At 61.7% G+C, this 16629-nt stretch carries 19 protein-coding genes; 13 read left to right on the plus strand and 6 right to left on the minus strand.

The features are described from left to right. Nucleotides 1-159: 159 nt before the first annotated feature. The 3 genes from GR198_RS26845 to GR198_RS26855 all read right to left on the minus strand — a co-directional run bounded on the left by GR198_RS26845 (nucleotide 160) and on the right by GR198_RS26855 (nucleotide 3802). Nucleotides 160-1452 (minus strand): NAD(P)/FAD-dependent oxidoreductase, encoded by a 1293-nt coding sequence (locus GR198_RS26845; protein WP_164023143.1) that lies wholly within the window; start codon nucleotides 1450-1452, stop codon nucleotides 160-162. Between the two features lie 18 nt (nucleotides 1453-1470). After that, the gene (locus GR198_RS26850; RefSeq protein WP_164023327.1) at nucleotides 1471-2637 is read right to left on the minus strand and encodes an AI-2E family transporter; all 1167 of its coding nucleotides are present in this window, start codon (nucleotides 2635-2637) and stop codon (nucleotides 1471-1473) included. A 199-nt stretch (nucleotides 2638-2836) separates the two neighbouring features. Next, nucleotides 2837-3802 carry a VOC family protein gene (locus GR198_RS26855; RefSeq protein WP_204337238.1) on the minus strand — a complete coding sequence of 322 codons (966 nt, stop codon included), beginning with the start codon at nucleotides 3800-3802 and terminating at the stop codon, nucleotides 2837-2839. 191 nt (nucleotides 3803-3993) lie between these two features. Here GR198_RS26855 and GR198_RS26860 point away from each other — a divergent pair, with 191 nt between their 5' ends. The 4 genes from GR198_RS26860 to GR198_RS26875 all read left to right on the plus strand — a co-directional run bounded on the left by GR198_RS26860 (nucleotide 3994) and on the right by GR198_RS26875 (nucleotide 6689). Next, on the plus strand, nucleotides 3994-4413 hold the full coding sequence (locus tag GR198_RS26860; protein ID WP_029875312.1) for a universal stress protein: 420 nt from the start codon (nucleotides 3994-3996) through the stop codon (nucleotides 4411-4413). A gap of 113 nt (nucleotides 4414-4526) precedes the next feature. Further along, nucleotides 4527-5195: a PAQR family membrane homeostasis protein TrhA gene (trhA, locus tag GR198_RS26865; RefSeq protein WP_029875311.1), complete on the plus strand. Its 669-nt coding sequence runs from the start codon at nucleotides 4527-4529 to the stop codon at nucleotides 5193-5195. Nucleotides 5196-5261: 66 nt separating this feature from the next. Next, the gene (locus GR198_RS26870) at nucleotides 5262-5813 is read left to right on the plus strand and encodes a GNAT family N-acetyltransferase (protein WP_164069808.1); all 552 of its coding nucleotides are present in this window, start codon (nucleotides 5262-5264) and stop codon (nucleotides 5811-5813) included. 174 nt (nucleotides 5814-5987) lie between these two features. Next, nucleotides 5988-6689: a pentapeptide repeat-containing protein gene (locus tag GR198_RS26875; protein WP_029875309.1), complete on the plus strand. Its 702-nt coding sequence runs from the start codon at nucleotides 5988-5990 to the stop codon at nucleotides 6687-6689. A gap of 221 nt (nucleotides 6690-6910) precedes the next feature. On the opposite strand, the gene msrB is transcribed toward GR198_RS26875, so the two are convergent. Beyond that, nucleotides 6911-7324 (minus strand): peptide-methionine (R)-S-oxide reductase MsrB, encoded by a 414-nt coding sequence (msrB, locus tag GR198_RS26880; RefSeq protein ID WP_017959622.1) that lies wholly within the window; start codon nucleotides 7322-7324, stop codon nucleotides 6911-6913. A gap of 189 nt (nucleotides 7325-7513) precedes the next feature. Here msrB and GR198_RS26885 point away from each other — a divergent pair, with 189 nt between their 5' ends. From GR198_RS26885 to GR198_RS26925, 9 genes are all read left to right on the plus strand, one after another. Beyond that, nucleotides 7514-7729, plus strand: a complete 216-nt coding sequence (locus tag GR198_RS26885) for a hypothetical protein (protein ID WP_029875308.1) — start codon at nucleotides 7514-7516, stop codon at nucleotides 7727-7729. A 230-nt stretch (nucleotides 7730-7959) separates the two neighbouring features. After that, the gene (locus GR198_RS26890; protein ID WP_029875307.1) at nucleotides 7960-10317 is read left to right on the plus strand and encodes a putative monovalent cation/H+ antiporter subunit A; all 2358 of its coding nucleotides are present in this window, start codon (nucleotides 7960-7962) and stop codon (nucleotides 10315-10317) included. Between the two features lie 4 nt (nucleotides 10318-10321). Next, entirely contained in the window at nucleotides 10322-10741 is a 420-nt protein-coding gene (locus tag GR198_RS26895) for a Na(+)/H(+) antiporter subunit B (protein ID WP_029875306.1), read from the plus strand. Continuing rightward, nucleotides 10741-11118: a Na+/H+ antiporter subunit C gene (locus tag GR198_RS26900; protein WP_032984803.1), complete on the plus strand. Its 378-nt coding sequence runs from the start codon at nucleotides 10741-10743 to the stop codon at nucleotides 11116-11118. Before GR198_RS26895 ends, GR198_RS26900 begins: the two co-directional genes overlap by 1 nt. A gap of 67 nt (nucleotides 11119-11185) precedes the next feature. Next, the gene (locus GR198_RS26905; RefSeq protein WP_029875304.1) at nucleotides 11186-12739 is read left to right on the plus strand and encodes a Na+/H+ antiporter subunit D; all 1554 of its coding nucleotides are present in this window, start codon (nucleotides 11186-11188) and stop codon (nucleotides 12737-12739) included. Beyond that, nucleotides 12736-13209 carry a Na+/H+ antiporter subunit E gene (locus GR198_RS26910; protein ID WP_029875303.1) on the plus strand — a complete coding sequence of 158 codons (474 nt, stop codon included), beginning with the start codon at nucleotides 12736-12738 and terminating at the stop codon, nucleotides 13207-13209. The genes GR198_RS26905 and GR198_RS26910 overlap by 4 nt, the downstream gene beginning before the upstream one ends. After that, a complete protein-coding gene (locus GR198_RS26915; RefSeq protein WP_029875302.1) occupies nucleotides 13206-13556 on the plus strand; it encodes a cation:proton antiporter in 351 nt (116 codons plus the stop codon). The genes GR198_RS26910 and GR198_RS26915 overlap by 4 nt, the downstream gene beginning before the upstream one ends. Next, nucleotides 13556-13888, plus strand: a complete 333-nt coding sequence (mnhG, locus tag GR198_RS26920; RefSeq protein ID WP_029875301.1) for a monovalent cation/H(+) antiporter subunit G — start codon at nucleotides 13556-13558, stop codon at nucleotides 13886-13888. Before GR198_RS26915 ends, mnhG begins: the two co-directional genes overlap by 1 nt. A gap of 440 nt (nucleotides 13889-14328) precedes the next feature. Next, on the plus strand, nucleotides 14329-14760 hold the full coding sequence (locus GR198_RS26925; RefSeq protein WP_003546634.1) for a MucR family transcriptional regulator: 432 nt from the start codon (nucleotides 14329-14331) through the stop codon (nucleotides 14758-14760). A 329-nt stretch (nucleotides 14761-15089) separates the two neighbouring features. Here the strand turns inward: GR198_RS26925 and GR198_RS26930 are convergent, their stop codons facing one another. Then, nucleotides 15090-15512: a SufE family protein gene (locus GR198_RS26930; protein ID WP_029875300.1), complete on the minus strand. Its 423-nt coding sequence runs from the start codon at nucleotides 15510-15512 to the stop codon at nucleotides 15090-15092. Between the two features lie 329 nt (nucleotides 15513-15841). Continuing rightward, nucleotides 15842-16336: a DUF5330 domain-containing protein gene (locus tag GR198_RS26935; RefSeq protein WP_029875299.1), complete on the minus strand. Its 495-nt coding sequence runs from the start codon at nucleotides 16334-16336 to the stop codon at nucleotides 15842-15844. Nucleotides 16337-16629 lie beyond the last annotated feature (293 nt).

Raw genomic sequence — 16629 nt, forward strand, 5'->3', positions numbered from 1 at the left:
GTTCACGATTCATGTGACGGCCAGTTGTTTAGGGAAGCCATCGCGCCCAGCCAATCTCCCCACCTCCGAAGGACGGGTCGAGACGCGTGGCTCGACCCCGGGCCCGGCAGGGCAGAGGGGGGTGCCCCACGGCACGACAGCTAATGTGAGACCTCTTACTTACCTCAGCTCCTTCCCGGCCCGTACCACATCCTCTCCAAAACGGCGCAAACCCGGTCCATCCCTGTCGAGCGCGAAATCCTCGAACCAGTCGCGATGCATGCCGGCGAGTATGGCGCCGATCATCTGGGCGGCGAGATAGGAAAAGGTGATGCCGTTGCCGCCGTAGCCATAGGCTGCGAACACATGCGGCGTCTCCGGCACCGGGCCGATCAGCGGCAGACCGTCGACCGTCTCGCCGAAAGTGCCGCACCAGGTGTGTTCCACCCGCGTATCGGCTTTCGGCCACAGTCGCTTCATCTTCTCCTGGATCGCTAGGGTCTTTGCCGGCAGCTTGCGGTCGCGCGCCTCCGCATCGATCGTCTCGTCATCCTCGCCGCCGGCGACGATGCGATTGTCCGCCGTCGTGCGCATGTAGAGATAGGGGTGGCTGTCCTCCCAGATCAGCGCCCTGTCGCGCCAGAAATTTGCCGGGTCCTGCGGCACGGTGGCGAGCGCCCAGCTTGAACTCGAGCGGTGCAGCTTCGGCATGTCGAGACCCGGCATCGAATAGCCGGTCGCCAGCACGACACGCCGCGCCTCGATGACATGGCCTCCATCGGTCTCTGCCGTGACGTGGTCGCCTTCGCTGTGAAGCGCGGTCACGGAAGCGTTGACCAGCCGCGCACGGCGCCGCACCGCCATCTCGATCAGGGCCCAGGTCAGAAGCAGCGGATCGCACTCCGCCGAACCCGGCGAATAGATCGCGCCATCCCGGTCGAGCTCGAATTGTGTGAAGAGATCGGGATGTTCGAGATAGACGCCGGGCAAGCCGGCCCGGCGGCGAAGCTGGCGCTCCTCCAGGAGGTCGCGCGCGCCTTCGCGGCCGTCGGCCAGATAGAGCGTGTTGCGCGGCCGGAAGCTGCAGGCGATGCCGTTGGCGGCGATCAGCTTGGAAAGGCCGGCAACCGCGGCACCGCTGCGGCGGTAGATGCCGGCCGCGCGCTCGAAGCCGTAATAGTCCTCGAGTTCGGTGAGCGTGCTGTCGATCTCCCATTGCAGCATCGCCGTGCTCGCCGCGGTGCTGCCGAAGCCGGGCTCCTCCCGGTCGATGAGCGCCACGGAAAAACCGCGGGCCGTCAAATGTTCGGCAACCAAGGCACCGGTGATGCCGCCGCCGATCACGGCGACGTCGGTGGAAAAACTTTGGTCGATCGGCCGCCATTCCGGCCGTATGCCGCTTTTCCCCCAAAGAGAACGGCCGCTCACCATCTGGTCGTGATCGGATTCGGCAAGATCGAGATCAGATGCCACTGACGTCCCCCCGGTTGATCATTTCGGCAACTGCGGCTGCGGCTTTTCCTCGATCAGCAGTTCGTCGATGACAGTCATGACGATCAGCGAGAGCGGCAGCGCCAGCATGGCGCCGACGGCGCCCCACATCCATGTCCAGAACAGGATGGCGAGGAAGACGACGAAGGGATTGATTTCCAGCCGCCGTCCCATCACTGCCGGGAAGACCAGGTTCTCCATGAGCAGATGCACGGTGAAGAAGGCAGCGGCCGGCATCAGGCCGATAAGGAGGCCATCATGGGTCAGGATGCCGGCGACCGCGACGGCAAGCGTCATCAGCGTGATGCCGAGATAGGGGATGAAGCTCGACACGAAGGCAAAGAAGCCCCAGAGCACCGGGGCCGAAAGCCCGCCGGCATAGGCGATGACAGTCATGACGACGCCGAGCCCGACATAGATCAGCGAGGCCGTTGCGAAATAGAAGCCGAGCACCTGCTCGACGGCATTTATGACGCGGATCGCCGCCAGGCGCTGCGTGCGGGTGCGGAAGGTCATGATGATCGTCTTGCGCAGGTTGACCCGACCAGCGAGGAAGAACAGCAGCGCCGCAAAGAAGATCAATCCCTGCACCAGCGCCGGCGTCAGGTTGGTGGTCACCACATGCAGCACGTTGCCAGTGTTTTCGAGCAGCGCACCGATCGACATCGACCCGCTTTCGAATGTCGCCGGCGTGATATGCAGCCATCTGATACGTTCCAGATAAGGCATGACCCGGTTGATGGTTCGCTCGGCGAAGGCCGGCCCCTCATTGGCAAGCGTCATCAGCGGGTCGGCAAGCGAGTTGATCAGCAGGAAGATCACCAGCGCCACGCTGCTTGACAGGATGAAGGCGTTGGCAAGCCGCGGCACACCCATCTTGCTGAGCTTTTCTGCCGCCATGCCGAGGATCATGCCGACGACGACCGCAAGTGTGATCGGAATGAGGATCAGTGACATCAGGTAGACGGCGGCAAGGAAGAGAATGCCGAAGATGCCGATGATCGCCCAGGCCATGCTGACATCGAGCCCGTCTTTTTCCAGCCGGTGCAGCGGCGGCGGCGGCAACTCTTCCGCCGCCTCCTTCAGCGACTGTGCCCAGGCGCTGGTGTGGCGTTCGCCGATCGCGATCTTCTTTGCTTGTTTGCGGATACCATTGGCGATGCCCATTGCGGTGAGGTCCCCGAAGCCCCATTGCTTCGTCACGGAAACGCGCCGATAGGGTTCCGGTTCCTCAAGCGTGTGACAATGTGGCGCGGTGCAGGTGAAGGCGCGCGGCATTGGCGCCCGTTGCCGTCCGGCGTCCAACCGAAGCAGGCCGATTTCCGCTGTTATTCCTTCAGCGAGAGCTGATCCGTTGTTGCAGGAGTTACGCCGAAAGCGTCAGGCCGATACCCCAGGGATCCCTCAGGAACACGCCGCCGTCGCGCTTCTCGCTGTTGATCTCCAGCGCATCGAGCTTGGAGACCGCCGTATCCAGCGTCACCTTGTCGTTGAAACGGATCTTGTAGTCCGAAAGTCCGGTCATGTTGCCGGCGCGTGCCGTGGCGCCTCGGCTGTTCCAGATATTGGCGCCGAGATGGTGATGGTAACCGCCGCTCGCAAAGAAGCTCGCGCCCGGATAGCGCGCCATCAGCTTGAGGCCGAGGACGTCGCGGTAAAAGGCGTCTGCCTGCGGGATGTCGCCGACCTGCAGATGCAGGTGGCCGATCGCCGTCCCCGCAGCCATGCCGTCCCAGCGCTCATCAGGCGCGCTGTTGTAGAGCGCCTGCAGGTCGAGGCGTAGCGTCGCCATCTCCACCATGCCGTCCTCATGGAATTTCCATTGTTCGTGCGGCCGGTCGGCATAGATCTCGATGCCATTGCCTTCGGGATCGGAAAGATAGATCGCCTCGCTGACGAGATGGTCCGAGGCGCCGTCGAGCGCGACATTGTTGTTTGCCGCATGGCGCAGCCAGCGTGCGAGCTCCGTCCGGTTCGGCATCAGGAAGGCGGTGTGGAAAAGGCCGGCGGCATTGCGCGGCGCGATGGTCGCATCTTTTGCGGTCGTCAGCGTCAGCAAAGGCAGGTCGCCAACACCCAGCACTTCGCCGCTCGCCGTCTTCTCGATCACCTTCAGGCCGAGCATCGATTGGTAGAAGCCGGAAACCAGACCGAGGTCGGTCACGACCAGATGCGACTGGTCGATATAGGCCGGCCGCGTCAGCGCATAGGAAGTTTCGGTCGTCATGGCTTGTTCTCCTGCCTCTGAATTGGCCCGTAGGATAGAAGGCGTACCGGCGGTAGCGGCAAACATGCCGCCTGTGGCAAGCCCGAGGAAGTTTCGCCGGTTCATTCGCTTCTGATCTCCCCTCGGCTGCCGTACTTGACCCCTATATGGCGCATTCCGATTGTTCACAGAAGACCCGTTTTTGAGGATGAAGCGTTGAACAGATGTTGACGATGACTTGCGCCCACTTGATTGCGATCAATGCGTTCATATCTTCTTTAGAGGATGCTTATGCATCGCAGTCATGGAGGGAAGCCATGTACAGGAAGATCATCGTAGCGATCGCCCTCGGCGGCATCGAAAAGGGAGAAAAGATCCTCCGCAAGGCCGCGTCCTTGCTCGATGACGGCGGTGAGATCATCGCGCTCAACGTCATCGAAGATGTGCCGAGTTATGTCGCGATCGAGTTGCCGGCCAATATGGTCGAGGACGTCATGAAGGACAGCCGCGTGCAGCTGGAAGCGCTGCTCGCCGCAGCCGGTGTTGCGGCAACTGTCGAGATCGGCAACGGCCCGCCTGCCAAAGCGATCATCTCGGCCGCCGAAAGCCACGGCGCCGATCTGATTATCGTCGCCTCGCACGTTCCCGACTTTTCCAACTACTTCATCGGCGCCACCGCCGATCGGGTCGTGCGCCATGCCAAATGCTCGGTGCTGGTTGACCGTCAGAAGGTTTGACTTTACGCCCTGCTGCCTGTCACGAAGATTTACCGCCCGTGCGCTTTGCCGCAGTTGCGCGCCCGTCCGTTCGATGCGACGATTGCAATCGGGTATGAAACGGATTGGCGTGCATGGGCGAGTTCAACGGCATTCGCTGGGCTTATGATAGATATGAATTGATCGCCGACGGTATCGTCCATGGCGTCGGCCTTGTGTTGGCGCTGATCGGGGCCACGGTGCTGATCTTCTACGCCACGGTCTGGAGTTCCTATGGCGCGCTCGCCGCCGCCTGGATCTATGGCGTCGGGCTGGTGCTGACGCTTGCCATTTCCTTTTCCTACAACGCCTGGCCGGTCTCGCGCACGAAATGGTATCTGCGCCGCTTCGATCATTCTGCGATCTTCCTCTTGATCGCCGCCACTTATACGCCCTTCCTCGAACGCGGCGCCGACGATCCGCTGCTCTTGTTCATGCTGGTCGCGATCTGGCTGTTTGCCGCCGTCGGCATTGTCCTGAAATGCGCCTTTCCCGGGCGTTTCGACCGTCTTGCCATCCTGCTTTATCTCGCCATGGGCTGGAGCGGCGTACTTGTGGCCGAGCCCGTCGCCTCGCGCATTCCCGCCGCCTCGATGCTGCTGATCGTCATCGGCGGTGTCATCTATTCGCTCGGCGTCATCTTCCATGTCTGGGAGAAGCTGCGCTTCCAGAACGCCATCTGGCACGGTTTCGTCGTCACCGCCGCGGCGGTGCATTATTCGGCCGTCTTCACCTGTTTCAGCCTGTCGGCGCCGGGCCTCTGAACGACTGATGTGCCCGAAGCCGTTGCTAGTGCGCATCCGCCGTTTACATCTTTGCAGGCGGGGCGTATGCCCGCCTTCGCAAACAATATGAACCCGAGCATCATGACAGACGCTGTCCTTCTCCGCGACGCCACCGAAGCCGATCTTTCCGCCATTCGCGATATCTACAATCACGCCGTCGAGCACACGACGGCGATCTGGAACGATACGCTGGTCGATCTCGAAAACCGGCTGGAATGGTTCAGGGCGCGCAAGGCCCGGGGCTTTCCCGTCATCGTCGCCGAAGTGTCGGCCAAGGTCGCAGGCTACGCCTCCTATGGCGACTGGCGGCCTTTCGACGGCTACCGCCACACGGTCGAGCATTCCGTCTATGTCGACAGGGATTGCCGGGGTGGCGGCATCGGCCAGCGCCTGATGCGGGAACTGATCGCGCGTGCTGCGGCCGGCAATATCCATGTGATGATTGCCGGTATCGAGGCGGAGAACACCGCCTCGATCAGGCTGCACGAAAAGCTCGGCTTCCGCATCGCCGGCAGATTTTCCGAAGTCGGCACCAAGTTCGGCCGCTGGCTGGACCTCACCTGCATGGAGCTTCGCCTGCCAGGCAAGGCGGATTGATCCACCTGCCCGGCAAGGTGGATACCACCTGCCAGGAAAAGCCGGACAGCAATCCATTGTGAACGGCGCTCGCCATCTTTTTATTGTAGTCTGAGCTGTGTAAGAAAATGGAAGGCTGCTTCACGAAAGGCGGCCTGAAAGCGTCACGTAAGCGTCATGGGGGTGAATAGTTCAATGGCAATGCACGGATCGTCGCTCGGTCTCCTTGCCCTCGTCCTTTTGGCATTTCCGCCGGTTGCCGCACGAGCCGCCGATTGCGGCAGCCTGGCCTCGCCGAAGCTCGACTGGCAGGATTGCACCAAGAAGAACCTGATGCTGCAGGGCAGTGATCTCGAAGGCGCCAATCTCGTCGGCACCGATTTCTCGCTGACCGATCTCGCTGGCGCCAATTTCAAATCCGCCAATCTCGAGAAGGCGACGCTGGTGCGCGCCTCGCTCGAGGGCGCCCACGCTGAAGGCGCCAACTTCGCCAAGATTGAGGCCTATCGCTCCAGCTTCGCCAGTATCGCCGCCGATGGCGCATCCTTTGCCGGCGCCGAGCTGCAGCGGGCCAATTTTGCCGGCGCCCGGCTTGCCGGCGCGAGCTTCGAAAAGGCCGAGCTCGGCCGCGCCGATTTCGACAAGGCGGTGCTGACGGCCGCGAAATTCTCGTTCGCCAATCTCTCACGTGCCGACTTCTCCGGGGCCACTTTCGAAACAACGCCGATGTTCGACCGCGCCTTCATGTTCCTGACCCGTATCGAAGGCCTTGACCTCTCGGCCGCAACCGGGCTCGAACAGGCGCAGATCGACCTGGCTTGCGGCGATGCCTCGACCAAGCTGCCGGCCGGCCTCTCGGCACCGACAACCTGGCCCTGTCCTGCTGAGCACGAGTGATCGGACGGGGCGTCATTGGCGTCGATGGTAGCCCCTCACCCTAACCCTCTCCCCGTAAAAAACGGGGAGAGGGGACGTGCCCTGCGAGAAGTGAGCGAGGGACGGAGAGGTCGCGGCATATCCCCTTCGCCCCGTTTACGGGGAGAAGGTGGCGGCAGCCGGATGAGGGGCTGCTCTCGGCTCACGCATCGGGATAACTCGATTTCCAAGCTTGAGGCCGCCTACTTCCCGGGCTCGAACACCATGGAGTGGCCGTTGATGCAGTAGCGCAGGCCGGTCGGCGGTGGGCCGTCCGGAAAGACGTGGCCGAGATGGGCGTCGCAGCTACCGCAGCGGATTTCGGTGCGCACCATGCCGTGGGTCGTGTCGCGATGCTCGATTACCGCTTCGGGTGACACCGCTTCGAAATAGCTCGGCCAGCCGCAGCCGGCATCGAATTTCGTGTCGGAGCGGAAAAGCGGGGCGTTGCAGCCGACGCAGCGGTAAAGCCCCGTCTCGAAGGAATCCCAATAAGGGCCGGTGAAGGCGCGTTCGGTGCCGTGCTGGCGCGTGATGCGGTATTGCTCGGGGGTGAGCTGCTCTTTCCATTCGGCGTCGGTCTTGTGGATCTTGGCGGTCGTCGCAGTTTCGGACATGAGGTGCTCCTTTCGCCGAGGGGCGGGTTCCGTTTCGCGAGAAAATGTGGTGCGCCGCGTTCACTTCATCAAGTCTGCCGCGGCGCGCCATGAGGTTGGCCGCATACCCAATTAGGGGAAGAGGCTTGCTTTTACATCCGTTAGGGGTTTTCTGTTAGGGTTAATGTTGCGTGCATTGGAGAATCACTGGTGTTTGAAACAGCAATCGTCCTGCTCTACGGCCTCGTGGCCGTGGCCGCCATGGCGGTCACGCTGTTGGAAGGCTGGGCCAACCATGACGGCTTGACGCTTCATCGTCTCGCCGGGCTCCTCGCTTGCCTGGTCTGGCCGCTGACGCTTCTGGTCTTCATCCTGCACGGTTGTATCGCCCGGCTGCTGACGCGCCTTTCCAGATCGACGGCCTGATCGGCTTCGAAGATCGCCTGCTTCGCCGGACCGGCCGAAATCGCTTGAGACACTCCCCCGTTTCGCCTAAGTCAGAAGACAGGCCGGTTTTCGCCGGCTTTTCGTCTGTTGCCTTTCCGGTGTCGCGCGTCTTTTCAGGCGCAAGGGATGCTGTAACGCTTTGAATTGCTGCATAATTTCATTCCTTGAATCGATTCCGGTTCAAGGAGTTATCCAGTAGAGGAGAAGACATGGCCGATGTCACGGCTCTGACATTTCTGGCCCTGTGTCTGCCGCTCGCCGGCGCTCTTGCTGCTCCCTTCGTCATCCGTATCTTTGGCGCAAACGGTGCCTGGCTGCTGGCGATCGCTCCCTTGCTCGCCTTCCTGCATTTCCTGCGGTTTATTCCTCAGATAGCGCGCGGGGAGGTTGTCACCGGCGGCTATTCCTGGGTGCCGAGCTATCATCTCTCTTTCTCCTGGTTCCTCGATGGCCTGTCTCTGGCTTTCGCGCTGCTGATCACCGGAATCGGCACCTTGATCGTGCTTTATGCCGGCGGCTATCTCAAAGGACACAAGGATCAGGGCCGCTTCTTCTCCTTCATCTTCCTCTTCATGGGCGCGATGCTCGGCGTCGTCGTTTCCGACAGTTTCCTGATGCTCTTCGTCTTCTGGGAGCTGACGTCGATCACGTCCTTCCTGCTGATCGGCTTCGATCACGAGCGTGAGGCGGCTCGCCGCGCCGCCCTGCAGGCGCTTGTTGTGACCGGCGGGGGAGGGCTCTGCCTGTTGGCCGGTCTGCTGCTGCTCTGGAACATCTCTGGCGTCACTGAGATGTCGCGGCTCATCGGTGCCGGTGATATCGTGCGCGAAAGCCCGCTCTATCTGGCTGCCCTCATCCTGGTCCTGGGCGGCGCCTTCACCAAGTCGGCGCAGTTTCCCTTCCATTTCTGGCTGCCGAACGCCATGGAGGCGCCGACGCCGGTTTCCGCCTACCTGCATTCGGCGACGATGGTGAAGGCAGGCGTCTATCTGCTGATGCGGCTCAATCCCGTCATGGGGGCAACGCCTGCCTGGGAAATCCTTCTGCCCTTCTTTGGCGGGCTGACGCTGGTGGTCGGCACCGCGCTTGCCATCCGCCAGACCGACCTGAAGCTCAAGCTCGCCTATACCACCGTCTCCTCGCTCGGCCTGCTTGTCATGCTGATCGGCTTCGGCTCGGACCATGCAGTGGAGGCGGCAGCACTCTATCTGGTGGCGCATTCCCTCTTCAAGGGCGCGCTCTTCATGGTCGCCGGCATCATCGATCATGAGACCGGCACCCGCGATATCACCAGGCTCAGTGGCCTGATGCGGGCGATGCCGCTTACCTGGATGATCGCGCTTGCGGCGGCCTTGTCCATGGCCGGCCTGCCGCCCTTCTTCGGCTTCCTCGCCAAAGAGGAGATCTACACGGCACTCGTCGGTGCCGATGTCCGCGCGATCACCTTCATCGCCATAACCGTCTTCGGCAATGCGCTGATGTTTGCCGTGGCCTTCGCCGTGGCGCTGAAACCCTTCCTCGGCCGGCCGGTGGAGACGCCGAAACCGCCGCACGAAGCGCCGATCCTGCTCTGGCTCGGCCCGGCCGTTCTCGCTGTCCTCGGCCTGCTTGCGGCGATCTTTTCCGGCTTCACCCATACCGTCCTGTCCTCGCCGATCGCCTCCGCCATCCGCCAGACACCTGTCGAGATCGATATTTCGCTGACGCCGCATATCGGCCTGCCCTTGGCGCTCTCCGCCCTGACCGTGCTGCTCGGTATCGGCGTCTACTGGCAGCTGGCGCGCGCCCGTTTCCTGATGGCCGTCTTCCTGCGCGCGGCCGGACCTGGGCCGGACCATGGCTTTGATGTCGCTATATCGGGTCTTGTCCGCTTTTCCGGCCGCCTCATGCGTGTGCTCCAGCCGGGGCGGCTGGAGATCTATGTCACCTGCACCTTCCTCTGCGTTGCCGCCATCCTCATCATCCCCCCAGTCGTCTACGGCGAACTGCCGCGCCTTCCGGCCTGGCCGGCCGATGTCAGGCTCTATGAATGGGCGGTCTTCCTGATCGCCGCCTTCGGCCTTGCCGCCGTGCTCGTTGCCCGTGATCGGCTGACGGCGATCGTCTCGCTCGGCATCCAGGGCTTCGCCGTTGCCATCATCTTCCTGCTGTTCGGCGCACCGGATCTGTCCTTCACCCAGTTCATGGTCGAAACCCTTTCAGTGGTGATTCTCGCCCTGGTCATGACCAGGCTTCGCCTATCTCCTGCCGATCGGCGGCCGCTCGGCCGCAAGCTCTTCGACGGCGCGCTGGCGCTTGCCTGCGGCCTCGGCTTCACGCTTTTGCTGATGCGGGCAACCGAGGCGCCGTTCAACCACGCGCTGACGGCCTTCTTCAACGCCTATTCCAAATCGATCGCCCACGGCGCCAATGTCGTCAACGTCATCATCGTCGATTTCCGCGGCACCGACACGCTCGGCGAAATCGCCGTCGTTGCAGTCACCGGCCTTGCCATCCTGGCGCTGATCCGCATCCGTGCCGGCAGCGAGCGCAAGCTTGCCGCCAATGATCCCGCGGCGGAGGGCTGATCGCGTGAACACCCTCATCTTCCGCACCGTCGCCCCGTTCCTCACCGCGCTGATGCTGCTCTTTTCCGTCTTCGTACTGCTGCGTGGCCATAACGAGCCGGGCGGCGGCTTCATCGGCGGGCTGATCGCCGCCTCGGGACTGGCGATCTACGGCATTGCCCGCGGCGTTGGCGCCGTTCGCCGGGCGCTGTTTTTCCATCCGCTGTCGATTGCCGGCTTCGGCCTGCTCCTATCCACCGTGGCCGGTCTTCTCTCCATCCTGTTTGCCTTTCCCTTCATGACCGGCCTCTGGATCTATCCGACGCTTTTCGGCGCCGAGGTGCCGCTGTCGAGCGTCATGCTCTTCGATATCGGCGTCTATCTTGTCGTGCTCGGCGCCATCACCTCGATCGCTCTGGCATTGGAAGAAAAGGAGGTGGAATGATGGAGCCGCTTCTGGCGATCCTCGTCGGCCTGTTCTTCGCCGCCGCCATCTATCTGATGCTGTCGAAATTCTCGATCCGCATCATGCTCGGCATCGCCATCCTCGGCAACGCCGTCAATCTGCTGCTCTTTACCGGCGGCCGGCTGACGCGTGAGGTGCCGCCGATCATCCCGGCGGGTCTCCACAGCTTGCCCGCAGGCACGGCCAACCCGCTGCCGCAGGCGCTCATCCTGACGGCGATCGTCATCTCCTTCTCCTTCCTTGCCTTCCTGCTGGTGCTGACCTACCGCGCCTATCAGGACCTCGGCACCGACAACACCAGCGACATGCGCGCCGCCGAGCCCGACGACCGGCCTCTGCCGCCATTGGGGTATTGAGGCGGATGTTGGTGCGGATGCTCACCCCAAGGCAAACCCTCTCGTGCGATAGCGGAGGCGCCATCTGATGGCCGCCCCCACCGCCACCGTCGATCTCTCCGCCGCCCTAATCACCGCTCCGGTGCCGATCGGTCACTGGCTTGCCATCCTGCCGGTCGCCCATTGCATCACGCTCGGCGCCGTCCTCTTGATGCTGCGCGCCTATCCCCGTCTGCAGGCCTGGCTTGCCATCCCTGGCCTTGCGACGCTGGCGCTGATCGATGCGGCGCTGCTTGCCAAGGTCGCGGCCGACGGGCCGCTGACCATGGTCATGGGCCGCTGGCTGCCGCCCTTCGGCATCGCCTTCACTGTCGATCTCTTCGGTGCGCTGATGGCCTTCACCGCGGCCCTTGCCGCGCTCGCCGGCGGCATCTATGCGCTGGCCGATATCGGCGAAAGCGGCCGGCGATACGGCTTCTTCCCGCTGCTCATGCTGCTGATGGCCGGCGTCACCGGCGCCTTTCTCACCGGCGATGTCTTCAATCTCTATGTCTGGTTCGAGGTGCTGCTGATTTCCTCCTTCGGGCTGATCATCCTTGGTTCCGAACGTGAGCAGATCGACGGCGCGCTGAAATATGCGGTGCTCAATCTGATCGCCACGACCCTGTTCCTGGTCGGCGTCGGCATTCTCTATGCCGCCTTCGGCACCCTCAACATGGCCGATATCGCGGCAAAAGCTGCGGATTTGCGCGGCACGGCGCCGCTGATGACGCTGGCAAGCCTCTTCCTGCTTGCCTTCGGCATGAAGGCGGCAGCCTTCCCGGTCAATTTCTGGCTGCCCGCCGCCTACCATACGCCACGCATCGTGGTCTCGGCGCTGTTTGCCGGCCTGCTGACCAAGGTCGGCATCTACGCGCTGATCCGGGTGATGGTCATGCTGTTGCCAATGGAGCGCCAGGAATTGAGCCTGGTGATCGCGATCGCCGCCGCCGCGACCATTGTCGTCGGCGCTCTCGGCGCGCTTGCCGAAAACGATATCCGCAGGCTGTTTGGCTATGTCGTCGTATCGGGCATCGGCAACATGCTTGCCGGCGTCGCCCTCGGCGGCCTTGGCGGCATCAGCGGCGCTGTCTTCTACGCGCTCCACTCGATGGTGCTGATGACGGCGCTTTATCTTGCCGCCGGCGAGATCGCCCGGCGCGGCGGCGGCTTTTCGCTATCGGCCCTCGGCGGACTCTACAGGCAAAGCGGCGGCTTCACCGCGCTCTCCCTCGTGCTCTTCCTTGCCGCCTGCGGCCTGCCGCCCTTTTCCGGCTTCTGGCCGAAAGTCATTCTCGTCAAGGCCTCGCTCGATCTCGGCGCCTGGTGGCTGGCGGCCTCGATCCTCCTCGGCGGTTTTCTAACGACGATCGCCTTCGGCCGTCTCTTCCTGCTCGCCTATTGGCGCCCGGCGGCCATAGAACTGACGCCGTCCGGACCGAGGTGGCGCACCGGTCTGCCGCTCGCCGCGCTGACAGCGTTGGTCGTCGGCTTCGGCATCCTGCCGGAACAGCTGCTGGCGCTGTCGCAATCGGCGGCTACCGGCCTGGCCGATCCCCAGGCCTATCTTCATTCGGTCTTCCCGGAAGGGCGCGCGCCGTGATCTTCTTCCTCTTCAACCTCTTGCTTGCCATTGCCTGGGTCGCTGTTACCGGCAGCGCCTCGCTGCACAATCTCGTCCTCGGCTTGCTGCTCGGGGCCTTGGCGTTGGTCATCATCCGTGAATCCTTCGGCGGCAAGGGACATATCCCTCGCGTTCTCCCGGTACTCTCGCTCGCCGCTCTGTTCCTGAAGGAATTGTCGCTGTCGGCCTGGAAGGTCACGGTCACCGTCCTCTCGCCCGATATGAAGCTGAAGCCCGGCATCTTCGCCTTCCCGCTGACGGTGACGAGCGATTTCGAGATCACCCTGCTTGCAAACCTCATCACGCTGACACCCGGCACGCTTTCGGTCGACGTCTCCCCAGATCGCCGCACGCTCTATGTGCACGCGCTCGATTGTTCCGATCCCGAGACGACCAAGCGCGATATCGCCAACGGTTTCGAACGCAAGATCATGGAGGCCTTCCGGTGATCACACCTGCCGCCATCGTCGCGGTCGCATCCTCGGCCGCACTCGTCATCCTCGGCCTGGCGTTGATGCTGACCGTCTGGCGTGTCGTCGCCGGCCCGACATTGCCGGACCGGATCCTCGCCCTCGACATGCTGACCGGCATCGCCATCGGCTTCATCGCCGTCATCGCGGTCAAAACCGGCTTTTCGCTCTATATCGATATCGCCATCTCGCTCGGCCTCGTCGGTTTCCTGGCGACCGTCGCCTTCGCCCGATTCGTGCTGTCGCGCGGCAACATCAAATCGAAGCCGCCCGTCGCTGCGGCAAATGGCAACACGCAAAAGCGCCGGGAGCGGGGGAAGAAGTGATGATCGATTATATCGTGGCTGCCATCACCGCCCTGCTTTTGATCGTCGGTGCGCTCTTTGCGCTTGCGGCGGCTATCGGCCTGGTCCGGCTGCCCGATCTCTATACGCGCATGCATTCGGCCTCGAAGGCGGGGACTGTCGGCTCCGGGCTGTTGCTCCTTGCCGCCGGCCTCTATTCAGAGGACCCGGCGATTCTCGCCCGCGCCCTTGCCGGTTTCGTCTTCTTCCTGCTGACGGCGCCGGTGTCTGCCCATCTGCTTGCCAGAGCTGCCCATCGTTCGGGATATGATCTCGGTGCACTCTCGGTCCGTGACGATATCAGGGGTCGTTGAGCCTATGCTGTTCGGCGACTTTACCAGATTTATGCAAAACTTATGCACAGGAAGCTGTGAGTAAAGCTTGCCGAAGAGACCCTCAATTCTTCATCTGTCATTTTTTCTCAAGAAAAACGACAAATAATAATTGGCCTTTCGACCAAACGATGGTATTTGACAATGCAAGTAGAGTTCTGATTGTGAATTGCAATCGTACTGCTTCCAAGTCCCTCAGTTTTGATTTTTAATGTCTAAACTGAGGCCATCGCCTGGGGCATGACGTAGTGGTTTCCAGTCAGGCAGTATAAGAACAGGTCACGCTCTTCGGAATCTAGGGGTGGATTTCGCGTTTTTCGAAACAGAAGGTCGCTTCCTGTGCTTTTGCTGTTCGCTTCTACGAGGCGGGTCTTTGGCGTGTCAGTCAAAGACCGTTTGAGCATGCTAACAGGAGAAAGAATATGACGGATATAGCGACCGGCAGTGCGCCGGAGCTGCTTGTGGAACTGACAGCCGACATCGTCGCGGCCTATGTCAGCAACCATGTTGTACCGGTCAGCGACCTGGCCAATCTGATTTCCGACGTGCATTCGGCACTGAGCAACACGTCCGTACCGCAGCCTGCTGCGGCGATCGTCGAAAAGCAGAAGCCTGCAGTTTCTGTCCGCAAGTCCGTACAGGACGAGCAGATCACGTGTTTGGAATGCGGCGGCAACTTCAAGTCCCTCAAGCGTCACCTGATGACGCATCACAGCCTCTCGCCGGAAGAATACCGCGAGAAGTGGGACCTGCCGACCGATTACCCGATGGTAGCGCCCGCTTATGCCGAAGCGCGTTCGCGCCTGGCAAAGGAAATGGGCCTCGGGCAGCGCCGCAAGCGCGGCCGCGGCTGAGCTTTTTCGAAAGCATCGACGACAAAAAGCCGGGTCTTGTGCCCGGCTTTTTTGTGTGCCTTTTCAAGACGAAGAAATACTCTTTCCGGTATTGAGAGCCTTTCCGGGTTAGATTGAAGCATTCCGTTGGCTCAAACGGAGTCGGCCGGTCGATCAGCCGGCCCGTTTCGGCCGGACGCGACGACAGCGTAAGCGATCCCGTCTTATGCTTTGCCGACAGGCTTAGAATGTATTCCTATACTATGAGCAAGTGTTAATGTACTCGATTGCAGAGCCGGCACCCGCTCGCCCGTCCTGTAGCTCTCAAAGCCGGCCAGCCAGGAGTACGGTCAAGCCGCAGCGCGGACTCTTGCCTCTTCGCGGATCCTGTTCACCATCGACCGCAGTCCGTTCGAACGCTGCGATGACAGGTTCTCCACCAAGCCGATTTTCGAGAATATCTCGAAGGCATCGAGCCCGGCGATCTCCGATGCCATCTTGCCGGAATAGGTGGCAAGCACGATGGCGACGAGGCCGCGCACGATATGGGCGTCGGAATCGCCCTCGAAGCTCATGACGGGATTGTCGGGATCGCCTGCCGTATGGGTCACCAGCCACACCTGACTGGCGCAGCCCATCACCTTGTTCTCCGAGGTGCGCTTCTCCTCGGCCAGGTCGGGCAGCGCCTTGCCGAGTTCGATGACATAGCGGTAGCGGTCTTCCCAATCGTCCAGGAAAGCGAAGTCGTCGATGATCTGGTCGAGGGATGCCATGCGAAAGCCTTTCACTATTAAAGCAGTTCCAGCAAAAGTGCACAGCGGTTTTGCGTCCGGAATGCGTCAGGAAGTGCTCTAAGACTGCATATAGGTGAAAGACCGGCAGATTTGAACCGCTAAAAAGAAACGCCGTGAGGGATGGGCATCCTCACGGCGCAGCAACATGCTGAATTAAACAGGGCAGGCACGTCAGGCATGGGGCATCTCCGCGTCATGCGGACCACCGATGCAAGCTCAAAGCAATTCCAGGAAAAGTGCGAAGCGGTTTTCCGTCCGGAATTGCGTAAGAACAAATGCGTTGCGGGCGATTACCCGCAGGAATTTCGTCAGGTCGCCGGCTTCGGCGTCGGCAGCGGAATAGCGCCTGTTACCACCGTCTCAGAGGAGGCATCGTCCTCGACCGGCGGACGGTAAGGCATCGGCTGGTTGAGCGCGGCTTTTGCCTCGCGCACCTTTTCCTGGATGGCAGGCGTGGTGAGGGAAGGCATGTTGAGCGCCACCGGCATCTGCGGTTCGGCAAGCTTTGCGGTCGCCGGCGCCTCATCCTTGAACTGGCTGTCGAGAAGTTCATAGGCAACGCGGGCGCCTTCGCGGGCCCGGTAGCCGAGTGCGGTAAGGGTCTCGGTGCCCTTGGCGCAGACCTCAGGCTTCTCCGAGCACATGCCGGTCAAATAGTCATAGGCGCCGCTTGCCGCCGTGAACGCGTCGGACAGTTGCAATTGCGGGCCATTGGCGAGCTTGTCTGAACTCTCCGTACTGAAGACGGAAAGAAGCACGAGCACGAGGCCAAACCAGAAGGATCCTTTGATCAGAAACCACATTGTCGTTGCCCATCCTGTTTCCCCGTCCGGTTCTTGTCGCCGAATCAGGCCGGTTGTCCGGTGTGTTTTCACCCTACCGCCAAGTTGCGAATGCCGCTTTTCGAAACTCACGCGCATTTGCGGCAAATTTAGTTCAAATTTTAGCGAACGGCATTTGAGCCGCATTTTAGTCGAATGCGAGCGATCGCCGTTAAGCATCAGGGCAGCACCTGCTTGCAATTGCAGGACTTTTGCCGGCTCGCCTTGCCACAGGAGTTAACGCAATGCTGAAATATGAGGAAAATCCGTCGCTT

The sequence above is a fragment of the Rhizobium leguminosarum genome (assembly GCF_010668065.1).
GTDB lineage: Bacteria > Pseudomonadota > Alphaproteobacteria > Rhizobiales > Rhizobiaceae > Rhizobium > Rhizobium leguminosarum_S.